We start from the raw sequence: 15309 nt of genomic DNA on the forward strand, positions 1-15309 counted from the left end.
GGCGCAAACTATTGCGCGTCCGAACCGAGGGGGATCGGATGCAATTTTCAATCACTTCCAGCGTTGGCAGGCGTATTTTGTTCGAGGTGGTCCAGCCGCTCTTGCGCCTCCGCTCAGCGTTGCCCGGAACGCTCATCCTACTATCGGCCTCCTTCCTGCTCGGCGCCTGCATCGTCACCGCCGACCAGTCGATCGAGGCCGATCCAAAGGATCCGCGCGCGCAGGACATCGCCGACAAGATCCGCTCCCTCGATCTCCAGCCGCGGCAACCTGGGGATGCGGGCGCGGGCGGCCTTGCCCAGGCGAAATCGTCCAAACCTGCGATCTATCTCAGCGATGGTGCAACGCCGCAGGGCGGCGCGCTTGCCGAGCGCGACGATGGCGGCGGCAGCGGCTATGACCTCAATTTCGAGAACGCCCCGGTCGCGACCGTCGCAAAGGTCATCCTAGGTGACGTACTCAACGTCGGCTACACGATCGACCCGCGCGTGCAGGGAACGGTGACGCTGGCCTCGGTGCGGCCCGTGCCCAAGGCGGACGCGCTCTACGTGCTGGAGAACGCGCTACGCATGTCCGGTGTCGCGCTAGTCCGCGACCGCACCGGCTACCGCCTGCTGCCGGCGCCGGAAGCCGGTCCCGGCGGGATCGACCGTTCGTTGAACGCCGCGGCCGGCCAGGGCATCACGGTGGTGCCGCTGCGCTATGTCTCGGCCCAGAACATCTTCAAGCTGCTCGACGCGTTCGGTGTGAAGGCCTCGACCATGCGTCCCGACAGCGCCCGCAACACGGTGATCGTCAGCGGCAGCGGCAGCGACCGCGCGACCGCGGTCGACACCATTCTCTCCTTCGACGCGGACTGGATGCGCGGTCAGTCCGTCGGCATCTTCCCTGTGCGCAACTCCTCGCCCGAGCCCGTCATCAGCGAGATCGAGAAGATCATGGATTCCGGTGACGGCGGCATCAGCCAGAACGTGATCAAGTTCCAGCCGATCTCGCGGCTCAATTCGATCCTCGTGGTGAGCCAGAAGCCGGAATACCTCAAGCGCGCGCAGACGTGGATCGCGCGGCTCGATCGCTCCGACACCGAAGGGGTGAACCTGAAGTCCTATCCGCTGCGCTACGGCAATTCCAAGCTGATCGTGGCGCTGCTGAACGAGATGCTGCTGAGCCAGAGCGGGACGAGCAGCTCGTCGCTCGACAACGCCTCGAGCCAGATCTCGCCCGGCGCGGGGATCTCGACCTCGTCGTCGGGCAATCCGGTGGCGGCGCTGAGCGCGCTGCCGACCGCCGGCGCGGGCGCCGCAACGCCGGTCACCGCACCTGCGGGATCATCGCTCAGCGCCCGCCCCGCGCCGTCGATGTCCGCAACTCCGGGGCAGGACAACACTCCCGGCGGAATCTCGGGCGGCGGGGCGAAGGCGGGCCCCAACGGCATCCTCCAGAACGTGCGGATCACCGCCGACGTCACCAACAACGCCGTGCTCGTCTACGCCAACCAGGAGTCACAGCGCATCGTCGAGCAGACCATCCGGCAGATCGACCGGCCGCAGCGCCAGATCGCGATCGAGGCGACGATCGCCGAGGTGACGCTGAACGACCAGTTGAACTATGGCGTGCAGTTCTTCCTGGCGAGCCAGAAAGGCTCGATCTCCAACACCATTTCGGGCGTCAGCAACAGCGCCACGATCGGCAGCAACACCGAGCCGGCGAGCAATGCGGTCAATGCCGCCGCCGGCGCCCTGCTCGGCCGCGCGCTGCCCGGCTTCAACTTCCTGATCGGCGCCGAGAACTCGCCGCGCGTCGTGCTCGATGCGCTGCACGGCATCACCAACGTCAAGGTGCTGTCGAACCCGTCGCTGGTGGTGCTCGACAACCAGGCCGCGACCTTGCAGGTCGGCGACCAGGTGCCGTTCTCGACGGGCACCGCGACGGTGCTGACCGCCAACAACACCGTGGTCAACACCATCGACTACAAGAACACCGGCATCATCCTGCGCGTGCTGCCGCGCGCCAACGCCAATGGCAACGTCGTGCTCGACATCGAGCAGGAGATCTCGAGCGTGGCCGCAGGCAGTGCCAACTCGTTGACGCCGACGATCTCGCAGCGCCGGGTCAAGAGCTCGATCGCGGTGACGAGCGGGCAGACCGTGCTGCTCGCCGGCCTGATCAGCGAGACCGAGAACAGGCAGCGCCAGGGCCTGCCGATCCTGGATTCCATTCCCGGCATGGGCGACGCCTTCTCGCACCAGACCACCGCGCGCGCGCGCACCGAGCTGATCCTGTTCATCCGTCCGACCGTGATCAAGGACGGCGTCGATGCGCATGTCATCGCCGAGGAGATGCGCACCAAGATGAACGGCCGCCTGGTCGGCACCAGCAATCCCGTGGTCACCGTGAGCCCGCCCAAGGCGGCGCGCTGACGGCGTGACGGGTCAAGCGGCGAATGACGGGACGGGCGCTCCGCTCGCGCTCGGCATCGCCCTGCTGCTGGGCGTGTTCGCAAGCCTCGTCACCGCGCCGGGCGCCGAAGGCCTGTACGGCGCGTTCCTGGCCGCCCTGATGCTCGCGATCGCGACGCACGATGCCCGCCACTATCTCATTCCGAACGAGCTGACGGGGACAGCTTTCGCGCTCGCCCTGCTCCGCGCCGGCGCGTTCGTGCCGGATGTCGGCCTCGAGGCGCTGATCTGGCCGCTGGCCCGTGCGGCGGCCGTGGCGCTGCCGCTGCTGCTGCTGATGGTGCTCTACCGGCGCTGGCGCGGGCGCGACGGGCTCGGGCTCGGCGACGTCAAGCTTGCCGCGGTCTGCGGCGCCTGGCTCGATCTTGCGACCGTGGCCGCGGTGATCGAGCTCGCGGCGCTGCTCGCGATCGGCGCATACGCCGCCAATGCTGCGCTCCAAAGAAGGCCGCTGCGCGCGACCGCCTTCCTGCCATTCGGACTGTTCCTGGCACCGGCGATCTGGATCGGCTGGCTTGGCGAGACCTGGTATGCGAACTGGCTCGGCGGCTGGCCGGGCTAAGGCGCGACGAACGGGATCATCGTCATTCCCGTGGGACCGCCTACACAAAAAACGCGAAAACAACCCCATGCACAGTAGGCGGGGACAACCTTATCAATGACTTGCCGACCGGCGCGCAGGTCTGCGGACTTTACGAAGCGATTTGACACGTCGGGCAAGACACCGGCACGATGTCATGATGGCGATAGCTGCTCACAGCGCCCCCACCTCCTGCACACCTCACTGTCCCAGGCGAGCCGGTGCGGCGGTCAGTGCTCGCGGCTCGGCGCCCATTCCAGCGCCCGCAGGCGGGCCTGGGCGATCTCTCCGCGCGTCATCTTGGTGGTGACGGCGTCGCGGATCCGGACCCGCGCCTCGCGCGCCCGCGGCGGCGCCGCGGCCGTCGACAGGTTGAGCCATTTGGAGGCCTCGACGACGTCCTGCGGCACGCCAAAGCCGCGGTCATAGAGCAGGCCCAGCGAATATTGGGCGCGGCTGTCGCCCTGCTCCGCCGCGCGGCGGTACCACATTGCGGCTTCCGTGTAGTTCTGCGGCAGGCCGCGGCCGGTTTCGAACAGGAGGCCGAGATAGGTCTGCGCCGCCGCGTTGCCGCGCTCGGCGAGCGGAATGAAGATGCGGGAGGCCGCCACATAGTCCTGGCGTTGGTAGGCGGAGACGCCCTGGCGGAGGGATTGGGCCTGGACCGGCGCAGCGAGCGCGAGGGTCATGAGCATCACGAAGATGGCGGCGCCCCCCCATCCCGTCCGTCGCGAAAAACCGCATACCGCTTGCCGCGGCACCTGCCGGCAAAACCCCTGATCGTGGTTGTCGAGGGTCTCCATCCCGCCCGCTCTCCCTGCTGCGCAGCCAGACTAGTCTGCGGACGTGGCGAAATCCATAGTGGGAGCCGGGCGCAAAAAAGCTCCGGGCGCTTGGCGCCCGGAGCTGATCAATTGCATGAGGCTAGTGATATCCGCCTGCTGTCGCCGGAGTCGTGTCCGGGGCGTTGCCGTTGATCTGGTTGTCCAGATACGACAGCACGCTGCCGGTGGTCGCCGATCCCAGATTATTGACGATCATCGACCGGCCGATGCGCGCCGAGGCGGCACCGCCCAGGGCGAAGCCCGTGCTCAGGTTCTCCGAGATGTTGCTGTTGTTGACCTGCACGTTGGACGTTCCCTGCACGTTCAGGCCGACGAAGTTCTTGTGGATGGCGGTGTTGTTGATGGTCACCCGCGTGCTGCCGCCGTTCGTGTTGATGTTGATTCCGGTGCCATCGGCCGCAGTGCCATTGTGCGAGATGACGCTGTCGCGGATCAGGAGCATGGAGTTGAAGTTGGACGGAGCGGTGGTGATTCCGTTGCCGGCTGCCGCATTGAAGTTCCTGATAAAGCAGTGCTCGATCACCACCGAAGCCGCCTGAAAGATGCGAATGCCGTTAAGACCGGTCCCAGCACCATCGATGTCGAGGCCGCGCAGCACGACGTGATCCGTCGCCGCCGCATTGACATTGATGCCGGTGGTTCCGGACGCCAGCACGCCACCGACCACACCCTCGCAATAGATCGATATCGCTTTGGTGATGGTCACGGTGCCGAAGCCCGCCGAGTCGAGGCAGTTGATCTCGCCGCCCGCCGCCGTCTTCGAGATCGCGCCGGCAAACGTCTTGCACGGCGCGGTGCGGCTGCACGGGTTGACGTCATCGCCGACGCCGGACACCCAGGTTCTGGTCGCCTGGGCATGAGCCGGCTGCGACACGGCGAACGGCAAGAGCAGCCCCGCCAAGAGAGTCCATAGAGCAATGCGACGCATTTTTTTGAATCTCCAAAATTGAACTGACGAATTTGAAGCTTTTGTCATGTCAGACGATTCTCGGGAAGTGCAGGAGCTAGTGATACCCACCGGCCGTTGCCGGCGTCGTGTCCGGGGCATTGCCGTTGATCTGGTTGTCCAGATACGACAGCACGCTGCCCGTGGTCGCCGATCCGAGATTGTTGACGATCATCGACCGGCCGATCCGCGCCGAAGCGGCGCCACCCAGGGCGAAGCCCGTGCTCAGGTTCTCCGAGATGTTGCTGTTGTTGACCTGAACATTGGACGTTCCCAGCACGTTCAGACCGACGAAGTTCTTGTGGATGGCCGTATTGGTGATGGTCGCCCGCGCGCTGCCGCCATTCGTGGTGATCTGGACGCCGGCGCCATCGGCTGCGGTGCCGTTATGCGAGATCACGCTATCGCGGATCATGAGCATCGAGTTGAAGTTGGTCGGGGCCGCAGAGACGCCGATTCCACCCGCAGAATTGAAATTCCGGATGAAGCAGTGCTCGATGACCACGGAAGCCGCCTGGAGGATGGTGACGCCCTTGATGCCGGTACCCGCACCATCGATGTCGAGGCCCCGCAGCACGACGTGATCGGTCGCGGCCGCGTTGACGATGATGCCGTTGACGCCGGCCGCCAGCACGCCACCCACGACGCCCTCGCAGTAGATCGTGATCGCCTTGGTGATGGTCACGGTGCCGAAGCCGCCCGAGTCGAGACAGTTGATCTCGCCGCCCGCGGCCGTCTTCGAGATCGCTCCGGGGAAGGTCTTGCAAGGCGCAGTGCGACTGCACGGGTTGGCATCATCGCCTACGCCGGACACCCAGGTTCTGGTGGCCTGGGCGTGAGCCGGTTGCGATGCGATCACTGGTAGAAACAATCCTGCAACCAGGGCCAAGAGTGCAATTCGACGCATTTCTTCCTCCTGAGATTAAGCTGAGATTCCAGCTTGTTGCCATGCACAAGTCTTTGCCGCCGTAGTCGCGCGGCCCGACGACATCACTTTCCACATTTCGCTGAAACTTCCCCCGCCGCCTTCGGCGCTCGCAAATAGGACCTTCGTGCTCAAATTATTGGGTACACAACGCTATCTGGAAAACGGACGCAGGGTTCTTGGCATCACTACCTCGCGCAACTGCTGCGCGATCATCTGCTGGCTTTCTAGTGGTCGCACTGGATCAGGCAAGGTTCAATTTGACGTACTTTTTTTATGTCCTGAACTGGCCCTCGACGTCCCCAACATAGTCCTCAGACGTCGTCGGCGACAATAGAGGCTAGTGGGCCGCACAAGCACCTTGCATGTCCGGCAATTGATGAGGTTACACGCAAGCTGTGACAGAAGTGATCGCGACGCGCTGCGTCGATTCGACGCCAGAGGCCCGCAGTGTCAGCTGAGCATGAAACCGACACCGTGCACGCTGTGAAGAAAGTCAAACAGGCTTTCGGTCACGAGGATGTCGTGGTGCCCCGCCAGTTGAGCCGATGTCGGCTGCTCTGACGTGGTCAGCGCATAGGCTGGCGGGGGCATTGGGTCCGGTGGCTCGGACGGGGTGGACAATGAGGCTACGCCCGCGGTGAGACTGAACACGAAGTTATCGCCGGCGGCACCTAGCCCTGCGTTGGCCGATGGCGCCGCGCCCACGGCGCCGTCACCATTGAGATCCTGATGGAAGACCGGTTCGAGCGCTTTCAGGCGGGAGTCCGATCCAGGCACTTCGGGCGTAAGCGTCGACACGAAGTTGCCATTGCTGTCCGTGCTCCAGATTGAGAAATAGCCGGTGGATAAATTCTTCCAGGCGACGTCATAGCCGCCGCCCGAGACCTGCTCGGCGGCCACCGGCGACCACGCGCCATAGTTGCCTGCAATCACCGCCGCGCCGCCATTTTTCAAGACGGGGCCCGTGCCGGTGGAAATGCTATTCAGGTAGTAGTTGCTATCGGTTTGAACCAAGCTGGTCGAACCTGCTTGTTCGATCGTGGTGCTGCTCGAAGCGCTCGACGAGCCGATCTTGCCGTCGCCGTTGAGATCCTGGTGGAAATCCGTCTCCAGCGAAACCAGAGCGGCATTGCTTCCCGACACTTCCGGCGTCAGCGTGGACGTGAAATTGCCGTTGCTGTCCGTGCTCCAGACCGAGAAATAGCCGGTCGATGAATTCTTCCAGGCGACGTCATAGCCGCCGCCCGAGACCTGCTCGGCGGCCACCGGCGACCAGGCGCCATAGTTGCCTGCAATCACCGCGGCTCCGCCGTTCTTCAGGATGGGACCAGTGCCGCCTGCGGTGGGATTGAGATAGTAGTTGCCTGCGCTCACGACCAGGCTGGTCGTCCCCTGGGCCTCGATGGTGACGGTCGAAGCACCGATACTGCCGTCGCCGTTCAGGTCCTGATGGAACGACGTCTCCAGCGCAATCAGGCGGGAGTCCGATCCAGGTACTTCCGGCGTCAGCGTCGACACGAAGTTGCCGTTGCTGTCGGTACTCCAGACCGAAAAATAGCCGGTGGATGCATTCTTCCAGGCAACGTCGTAGCCGCCACCCGACACCTGCTCGGCGGCAACAGGCGACCAGGCGCCGTAGTTACCGGCGATCACAGCCGCGCCGCCATTTTTCAGGGTGGGACCGGCGCCCCCCGCGGTCGGGTTGAGGTCGTAGTAGCTGCCGTCGAGGACGAGAGCGGTTACGCCGACGGATTCGAGGGTGAGCGGACCCGTAAGCGTCTCGCTCGCGACCGTCTGGTCGGCAAACTGGAAATACTCGACTCCCGTGATCGTATCGGTGCCGTCAAACAAGCTGCCACGCAGATCGGTCACAGTGAATGTCTGGGTCGCCGAATTGTATGAGACCGAATAGCTTGAACGGCTGCCCGAATACACCGCCGTGTCGGTGCCGGCGCCGCCGAGGATGGTGTCGTTGCCGCCACCGCCGGTAATCGTGTCGTTGCCGGAGCCGCCGTTCAGCGTGTTCGCGATGGCGTTGCCGACGATGGTGTCGTTGCCGGAGCCACCGATGGCGTTGTCGATGTAGGAGCGCGCATCGTTGTTGTAGAGATAGGCGTTGTAGACATTGCCCGACGCGTAGTGGCCGTTTCCGAGATAGGCCAGTTGAACCGACGAGAACACGGACGAGGCGCCTGGATTGAGGTTGATGCTCAGGTTCGTCGTGTAATTCGACAGGTCGTAGGTATCGACGCCGCCACCATCCCAGATCGTCTCGAAGATGCGGTTGGCCGAGCCGCCGGCGCCGCCATTGTCGGCCGGCTGGCCGACGCCGTTGATGAATTCCTGGCCGGTGGCCGTGCTCCAGGTATAGACGGTGGTCCCGCTCTGGGTCGTGTAGTTCGCGCCATACATCGTTTGGAGCGCGAGGATATCGTTGGCCATATAGGTCTGCGGATATCCATAGGCTTCGTTGGTGTAGCCGGTCAGGGGCCCGCCGACATAGCTGCGATAGCTCATGACGGTGTATTCGCTGTCGTCATGCGCACTCGGCACAGCGACGTTGGCGACGCCACCCGTTTCCTGGCTGTGCTTGAGGCCGAGGGCGTGGCCGAGCTCGTGCAGCGCGGTCGTGAAATAGTAATTGCCGAGCGCGGCGAGCGAGTAATTGTACTGAGTCCCGAACCAGACATCGCCGCCGGAGGCGTAGTTGCCGGGGTAATAAGCGTAGGAGGTCGGATTGGCCGACGGCGACTGCGCGACCATGATGTCGGCGCCGTTCGTCCCTGCGTACTGGATACTGGCGTTGGTGTAGCCGAGGATCAGTCCGATCGCGTAGTTGATCGCCGCCTGCATCTGGGTGGGTGCCGACGCAAAGCCCGACGTGGTCGGCTCACTGCCGCCGCCGGTGTACGGATTGGCGTAGTCGCTGGGCGAGTCCGGAAAGCTGTAGGTGATCGTGCCGGACCATTTGACGCCCGACAGCATGCCGTCGATATCTGCGTTGTTGGTCCTACTGACCGTGACGGCGGTGGCCAAGGGAATCTCCGAAGCAGCTAGCCCCGCGCGATTCGGGGCGCGGACAGATGATTCTAGCTTGAGAGTTAAACGTTTGGTTTAAATTGGGCGACCAAGCCCGGGACCTCGTCCATAAGGCCGTGTTAGCCATCATACCCCGTAATCATACGGGCTGGGACAAGAACTGAGGTTCCGGCTGCACGCGTGATCTGCAAGGGAAATCATGAAACTACGTGCCCTCTCGGCCGGTCTGTTCGGCGCCCTGGTGGCGCTCGCCGGGCCGGATCATCGCCCCTTCGGAGGACTGCCTGTCATGGCCGGGAAAGCCAACGCGGACGACAACGGCAAGGCGATACGCGCACCCACGGTTCCGCCCGCCCGCGACCCCTCGGTGGCGGTCGCCGAGGAATACGAAGCCGCCCGTCGGACGGGAACGCGGGAGGCGTTCGAGCTGTTCATCGCACGCCACGGCGACGACCCGCTGGCCGCGCAGGCGCGCGCCGAGCTGAAGCGCCTGCCGCGCTGATCCCTTTCACGCAGCGCAGCAAGCTGCGTCAGGGCAGATCACGTCAGGCAGGCCCCGTCAGGCACTGCATTTCGACAGGCGGCATCCGCGTCGGCCCAGACTTGTCGCATGAGCTTTGGGCACTATGGTAGGCCCGCAATCTGTCCCGGAGCCCTTCAAGATGCCCTTTCCGCATGCCTCGGAAGCCCTGTCGCGCTTCACCGTGCTCGATCTGACCCGTGTCCGGTCCGGCCCCACCTGCGTGCGGCAGCTCGCGGACTGGGGCGCCAACGTGATCAAGATCGACGCGCTGACCGAGGATGCCGGCGGCGAGCAGCCGGGCGGACCTCGGCGGGGCTCCGACTTCCAGAATTTGCACCGCAACAAGCGGGCGATGACGCTGAACCTGAAGGACGAGCGCGGGCTCGCCGTGTTCAAGCGGCTCGCCGCCAAGGCCGATGTCGTGGTCGAGAATTTCCGTCCCGACGTGAAGAAGAAGCTCGGCATCGACTATGACAGCCTCGCCGCGATCAACCCGCGCATCGTCTATGGCAGCATTTCCGGCTTCGGCCAGGACGGCCCCTATCACAAGCGGCCAGGCTTCGACCAGATCGCGCAGGGCATGGGCGGGCTGATGTCGATCACCGGCGCGCCGGGTGAAGGCCCGATGCGGGTCGGCATTCCCGTCGCCGACCTCACCGCCGGCCTGTTCTGCGCCATGGGCATCCTGACCGCGCTGCTCGAGCGCGAGGTCTCGGGCAAGGGCCAATGGGTGCAGACCTCGCTGCTCCAGGCCCAGATCTTCATGCTCGACTTCCAGGCCGCGCGCTGGCTGATGGAGAAGGAGGTCGCCAAGCAGGCCGGCAACAACCACCCGACCAGCATCCCGACCGGCGTGTTCAAGACCTCGGACGGCTACATCAACATCGCCACCACCGGCGGACGGATCTGGGAGCGCTGCGCGCAGGCGATCGGCGCGCCGGAGCTCTACAGCCATCCGGACTATGCGACCGCGCCGGCGCGCTCGAAGAACCGCGACGCGCTCAACGCCGAGATCGAGAAGCGCACGGTGACGAAGTCGACCGAGACCTGGGTCCGGGAGTTCAACGACGCCGGCGTGCCCTGCGGGCCGATCTACGCCATCGACCAGATGTTCGAGGATGCGCAGGTCAGGCATCTCGGCATCGCGCAGGACGTGCCGAACGACGAGGACCGCCACATCCGCCTGGTCGGCCAGCCCGTGACACTGTCGCGCACGCCGAGCACGATGGTGGCGCGGCCGCCGGAATTCGGCGAGCAGACCGACGAGGTGCTGAAGGAGTTCGGCTTCGGCGCGGACGAGATCGGGAAGCTCCGGGACGCCAAGGTGGTGTGAAAGAGCGGCTTGCGCAGGTCGTCTACATCTTGCGCAAACCGTCGAAGCGCGTGTCGACATAGTGGCCGGCGGCATCGACAACCCGACAAAGCTCTCCGCCGTCATGGTAGAGCAGAACGACCCTGGCTCCCGCCTCGAATTGCCCGGTCGGTGGTCCGCTCGGCGTTCCACGCGAGGCATAGAACGGCTGCGATCTCGCCACCTCGTGGGTGAACTGGTTGGGCGGCGGCGAGATCAGGCAGTCCGACGGGATCAATGACGAATCTGGAAGCACAATCGCCTCCGGCCGCTTCATGCCCTCCATGATCCGGTATCCCTGAATTTTGCGACGGGCCCCGCTCGGCAGAGCCTTGTTCGGCGGTGTCTTGTTCGGCGGTGTCTTGTTCGGCGGTGTCTTGGCCTAAGAGCCAAGGCTCTCGTCGGGCAATGTGATCGGAATGCGCGGGAGCACGACGCCTCTTGGCTTTTTATCATGAGCGGCAGCAAGTCCCGCCTCGGCCATATGGAGATGATTGGGCAGGTGATACGGCTGGGCAACCTCCATGTTCACCTCATAGCCCAGATCCTGCAAGCTGGCGATCGTCAACCGGCTCATCGGGTTGCCGCCTTCATTGACGAAGCCGGTCATCAATTCTGCGCCGAAAACAGTATCGCGCCAATGCGAGTCCACCGTCCCTTCGCCGCCTTTGTTTTCGACGGGAACGGGGAGCGGCGTCGCGGAGCCGCGGAGCTTGCCGTATTCGCGCATGGCATTGGCACCATGGAACGTCGGATTGTGCGTGCGCACGTCCTTCAACAATCTCTTGTTCGTCCAGATCGTGCCGATGCCGATCACATGCCCCATCTCGTGCGTGATGACGTCGTTCAGGGTGCCGTCGGCTTCCATGGCGGCGAGATCGGCAATGTCGAATTGCATGTCGCCTGTCGCCGGCAGGAACGCAGCGGCCCCTGCACTCTTCGGGCGCAGGCGGTCCGGCCCCGCCTGGCCGAGAACATTTCCGGGGCCGTCAATGTCAGTGCCCTGCGCCGTGATACGAAGATTGTTGATCCTTTCGCCGCCAATCGTGACGTCGGGCAAGTCGCCTACGATGGCGTGAGTCCACCGGTTTGCCGCAAGCTTGAAAGCGGCCTTTTGTTTAGCTGTCAGTCCGCCCAGGAAGTGAACTTCGATCGTGTAACCGCGGGCGACTGCGGCGGCGACCGCGTGTGAAATCTCGGCGCCCTTCTGGGCGCGATAACGTTCAATAGCCATGACATCCTCCAAAAAAATCAGATCAAATAAATTTCTATCTACACTTGCATTTTGATCCTGATTAACGCCGCTGACAAGCGACGGAAAGCGTCACGGAGCCTGACTGTTTCGCTCCGAACACACGAAAGCCCGGCGGCGTGTGGCAATCCGGACTACGGCGACATCACCCCTGATGTGACTAAATGCAGTAATTATTCGGGGTTATCCCGATGTCGCCTTAGTCCTCTGCGTCAATCCGACGCGCGCGAGCAAACCGTCGAGGACAGGCCAGAACAGCAGCACAATCGCCAGGGTTGTGATGGAGCCGACAAGGCCGTTCGACCAGAACACCTTGAGGTCGCCACCGGCGCCGATCATCGACAGGCGGAAGGCATCCTCGGCGCGGTTGCCGAGCACCAGCGCCAGCGTGAAGGGCGCGAGCGGAATGCCGATCTTCTTGAAGACGTAGCCGACCACCCCGAAGCCGAGCATCAGCCAGATGTCGAACATCGCGTTCTGGATCGCATAGGCGCCGATCGCGCAGGACACCACGATCATCGGCGCCACCGCCGCGAACGGCACGCGCAGGATCGAGGCGAAGATCGGCACCGTCGTCAGCACCAGCACGAGGCCGACGACGTTGCCGAGATACATCGAGGCGATCAGCCCCCAGACGAAATCCTTGTGCTCGACGAACAGCAACGGGCCCGGATTGAGCCCCCACACCATCAGGCCGCCGAGCAGGATCGCGGCGGTGCCGGAGCCGGGAATGCCGAGCGCCAGCATCGGCAGCAGCGCCGCGGTGCCGGAGGCGTGCGCCGCCGTTTCCGGCGCGAACACGCCCTCGATGCGGCCCTTGCCAAAGCTCTCGGGATCCTTGGAAAAGCGCTTGGCGAGATTGTAGCCCATGAAGGAGGCCGCGATCGCCCCGCCCGGGGTGATGCCGAGCCAGCAGCCGATGAAGGAGGAGCGCAGCAGCGTCACCCAGTATTTCGGCAGGTCCTTCCAGACGCCGAGCACGACGCGCAGCGAGATGCTTGCCGCGTGGCCGCGCAGTGCCAGCCGCTCCTCCATCGTCAGCAGGATCTCGCTGATGCCGAACAGGCCGATGACGGCGACGAGGAAGTTGATGCCGCGCAGGAGATCGGCCGAGCCGAAGGTCATGCGCAGATTGCCCGACACCGTGTCCATGCCGATGCCGGCGAGCAGCAGCCCGAGCGACATCGAGATGACCGTCTTGTGCTTGGCCTCGCGCCCGAGGCCGACGAAGGAGCAGAAGGTGAGCAGATAGACCGCGAAGAACTCGGGCGGGCCGAACTTCAACGCAAAGGACGAGATCATCGGCGCGAGGAAGGTGATCAGCAGCACTGCGACCAGCGAGCCGATGAAGGAGGACGTGAACGCCGCGGTCAGCGCCTCCGCCGCCCTGCCCTGCTGCGCCATCGGATAGCCGTCGAAGGTGGTCGCGACCGACCAGGCCTCGCCCGGGATGTTGAACAGGATCGAGGTGATCGCACCGCCGAACAGCGCGCCCCAATAGATGCAGGACAGCATCACGATGGCGGAGGTCGGGTCCATCGTGAAGGTCAGCGGCAACAGGATCGCAACGCCGTTGGGGCCGCCGAGGCCCGGCAGCACGCCCACGAAGATGCCGAGCACCAGCCCGACCATCATCAGCACGAGCGTCTTCCACGTCAGCAGGACGGCGAAGCCGTGAAGCAGGAGACCGAGAGCTTCCATCGCGGGTTCGTCCTAGTGGCCGAAGGCCGCTTCGAGCGGCCCCTTCGGCATGATGACGTCGAAGGCGATGTCGAACGTGACGAACATGATCGCCGTGAACAGGAAGGCGGTGAGCAGCGACTTCCACAGCGCGATCTTGCCGACGAGGCGCATGAAGGCCGCGATCAGCAGGAAGCTCGCGACATAGAGGCCGAGGAACTGCGTCACCAGACAGAACAGCAGTGTCGGCACGAACACCGCCATCACGCGGCGGGCCTGCGCGCGCGTGACGAAGCTTCCGGCCGCCGCGCGGCGCGCGACGAGCGCCGCGATCAGGCCGTAGAGGCTGCCGCCGCCGAGGATGACGGAGAGATAGAACGGGAAATAGCCGGGCTCGGGCCCGGTTGCGTCCCAGGAAGCCCCGGTGCGCCAATTGTCGTAGCCGAGCGTGATCGCCAGCGCGAGCAGCAGGAGGCAGACGAGGATCTCGATCGTGCCGGAAGAGACGATGGAGGGCGAGTCCTCTTCAGGCGCGGTCGGATCGTCGACGACGATTTCGATATCGGTTTGGGACATCTTTGGGAAACGCTGTGGCCAATTCTCCCTCTCCCCGCTTGCGGGGAGAAGGTTGGGGTGAGGGGGAGTCTCGACGGGGACGGTGAGAGACGGACTCACGGAGAGTCCTCCTCACCCGCTCGCGGGGAGAGGCGAAGAAAGCTACTTCGCGACGAATCCGGCTTCGGTCATCAGCGCCTTGTTGGTGGCATCGTCCTCCTCGAGGAATTGCACCATGTCCTTGCCGGTGAGGAAGATCGGCTTCAACGCCTGCTTCTCCATGTAGTCCTTGTACTCGGCGGTCTGCGTCACCTTGTGGAACAGCTCGACATAGAAGGCCTGCTGCTCGGCCGTGACCTTGCCGGGCAGGAACATCGCGCGCAGCATCAGATACTGGACGTCGACGCCCTCCTCCTTGCAGGTCGGGATGTCGGCCCAGGACTGCGTGTCCGTCACCTTGCTGGTGTAGGAGATGCGCTCCTTGTCGAACACGCAGAGCGGACGCACCTGGCCGGCGCGCCAGACTTCGAGATTTTCGGATGGATTGTTGACGTTGGCCTCGGTGTGGTTGCCGACGAGCTGGGTCGCGGCCTCGCCGCCGGACTTGTAGGGCAGATAGGAGAATTTCGCGCCGGTCTTCTGCTCCAGGAACACGGTCAGCACGTGATCCTCGCGCTTGGAGCCGGTGCCGCCCATCTTGAACGGCGAGCTCGCCGCCTTCGCGGCCTCGACGAATTCCTTCACCGTCTTGGGACCGGCGCTGTTGTCCCACAGCACGAACTGGTCGAGCGCGATCACCGAAACCGGGGTCAGCTCACGCCAGTTGAACGGGATCTTCGCCGACAGCGGCAGCATGTAGATGAGCGAATAGGCGATCAGCACCTTGTTCGGGTCGCCCTCGCTGGACTTCATATACATCAGCGCTTCCGCGCCCGAGGCGCCGCCCTTGAGCGAGACGACCATCGGCTGCTTCATCAGATTGTTCTTCTGGATCGCGGCCTGCATCATTCGCGCCATCTGATCGGAAGCACCGCCCGCTCCGGCCGCCACCACGATCTCGACCGGTTTGGTCGGCTCCCAGCCGGCAAAAGCCGGCGTGCCACAAAGCGCGGCCGCCAGCGCGATCGTGGCCTTCATTCCATGTCCCACGT

The 15309-nt window shown here is 64.3% G+C and carries 13 protein-coding genes; 4 read left to right on the plus strand and 9 right to left on the minus strand.

What is annotated here, in order from left to right:
• The first annotated feature begins 38 nt into the window (after positions 1-38).
• Both gspD and BJA_RS30485 read left to right on the plus strand, forming a co-directional pair.
• Positions 39-2420, plus strand: a complete 2382-nt coding sequence (gene gspD / locus BJA_RS30480) for a type II secretion system secretin GspD (RefSeq protein WP_011088763.1) — start codon at positions 39-41, stop codon at positions 2418-2420.
• 4 nt (positions 2421-2424) lie between these two features.
• Positions 2425-3021, plus strand: a complete 597-nt coding sequence (locus BJA_RS30485; RefSeq protein WP_011088764.1) for a prepilin peptidase — start codon at positions 2425-2427, stop codon at positions 3019-3021.
• 248 nt (positions 3022-3269) lie between these two features.
• Here BJA_RS30485 and BJA_RS30490 read toward each other — a convergent pair whose 3' ends face one another.
• The 4 genes from BJA_RS30490 to BJA_RS30505 all read right to left on the minus strand — a co-directional run bounded on the left by BJA_RS30490 (position 3270) and on the right by BJA_RS30505 (position 8794).
• The gene (locus tag BJA_RS30490) at positions 3270-3728 is read right to left on the minus strand and encodes a tetratricopeptide repeat protein (RefSeq protein ID WP_038967000.1); all 459 of its coding nucleotides are present in this window, start codon (positions 3726-3728) and stop codon (positions 3270-3272) included.
• Between the two features lie 235 nt (positions 3729-3963).
• On the minus strand, positions 3964-4902 hold the full coding sequence (locus tag BJA_RS30495) for a right-handed parallel beta-helix repeat-containing protein (protein WP_236842102.1): 939 nt from the start codon (positions 4900-4902) through the stop codon (positions 3964-3966).
• Positions 4889-5737: a right-handed parallel beta-helix repeat-containing protein gene (locus BJA_RS30500; RefSeq protein ID WP_011088767.1), complete on the minus strand. Its 849-nt coding sequence runs from the start codon at positions 5735-5737 to the stop codon at positions 4889-4891. Before BJA_RS30500 ends, BJA_RS30495 begins: the two co-directional genes overlap by 14 nt.
• A gap of 471 nt (positions 5738-6208) precedes the next feature.
• The gene (locus tag BJA_RS30505) at positions 6209-8794 is read right to left on the minus strand and encodes a M10 family metallopeptidase C-terminal domain-containing protein (protein ID WP_063921503.1); all 2586 of its coding nucleotides are present in this window, start codon (positions 8792-8794) and stop codon (positions 6209-6211) included.
• Positions 8795-8996: 202 nt separating this feature from the next.
• Here BJA_RS30505 and BJA_RS30510 point away from each other — a divergent pair, with 202 nt between their 5' ends.
• Both BJA_RS30510 and BJA_RS30515 read left to right on the plus strand, forming a co-directional pair.
• Positions 8997-9299 (plus strand): hypothetical protein, encoded by a 303-nt coding sequence (locus BJA_RS30510; protein WP_011088769.1) that lies wholly within the window; start codon positions 8997-8999, stop codon positions 9297-9299.
• A gap of 160 nt (positions 9300-9459) precedes the next feature.
• Entirely contained in the window at positions 9460-10653 is a 1194-nt protein-coding gene (locus tag BJA_RS30515) for a CaiB/BaiF CoA transferase family protein (protein ID WP_038966992.1), read from the plus strand.
• A gap of 22 nt (positions 10654-10675) precedes the next feature.
• Here the strand turns inward: BJA_RS30515 and BJA_RS30520 are convergent, their stop codons facing one another.
• The 5 genes from BJA_RS30520 to BJA_RS30540 form a co-directional block, all read right to left on the minus strand.
• On the minus strand, positions 10676-10957 hold the full coding sequence (locus tag BJA_RS30520) for a hypothetical protein (RefSeq protein ID WP_011088771.1): 282 nt from the start codon (positions 10955-10957) through the stop codon (positions 10676-10678).
• A gap of 96 nt (positions 10958-11053) precedes the next feature.
• The gene (locus tag BJA_RS30525) at positions 11054-11905 is read right to left on the minus strand and encodes a leishmanolysin-related zinc metalloendopeptidase (RefSeq protein WP_011088772.1); all 852 of its coding nucleotides are present in this window, start codon (positions 11903-11905) and stop codon (positions 11054-11056) included.
• A 201-nt stretch (positions 11906-12106) separates the two neighbouring features.
• The gene (locus tag BJA_RS30530; protein WP_011088773.1) at positions 12107-13624 is read right to left on the minus strand and encodes a tripartite tricarboxylate transporter permease; all 1518 of its coding nucleotides are present in this window, start codon (positions 13622-13624) and stop codon (positions 12107-12109) included.
• A 12-nt stretch (positions 13625-13636) separates the two neighbouring features.
• On the minus strand, positions 13637-14179 hold the full coding sequence (locus tag BJA_RS30535; protein ID WP_038966991.1) for a tripartite tricarboxylate transporter TctB family protein: 543 nt from the start codon (positions 14177-14179) through the stop codon (positions 13637-13639).
• Positions 14180-14320: 141 nt separating this feature from the next.
• Positions 14321-15295, minus strand: coding sequence for a Bug family tripartite tricarboxylate transporter substrate binding protein (locus tag BJA_RS30540; RefSeq protein ID WP_038966990.1), 975 nt, complete (start codon positions 15293-15295; stop codon positions 14321-14323).
• Positions 15296-15309: the final 14 nt, after the last annotated feature.

It is taken from the genome of Bradyrhizobium diazoefficiens USDA 110, from assembly GCF_000011365.1.
Classification (GTDB): Bacteria; Pseudomonadota; Alphaproteobacteria; order Rhizobiales; family Xanthobacteraceae; genus Bradyrhizobium; species Bradyrhizobium diazoefficiens.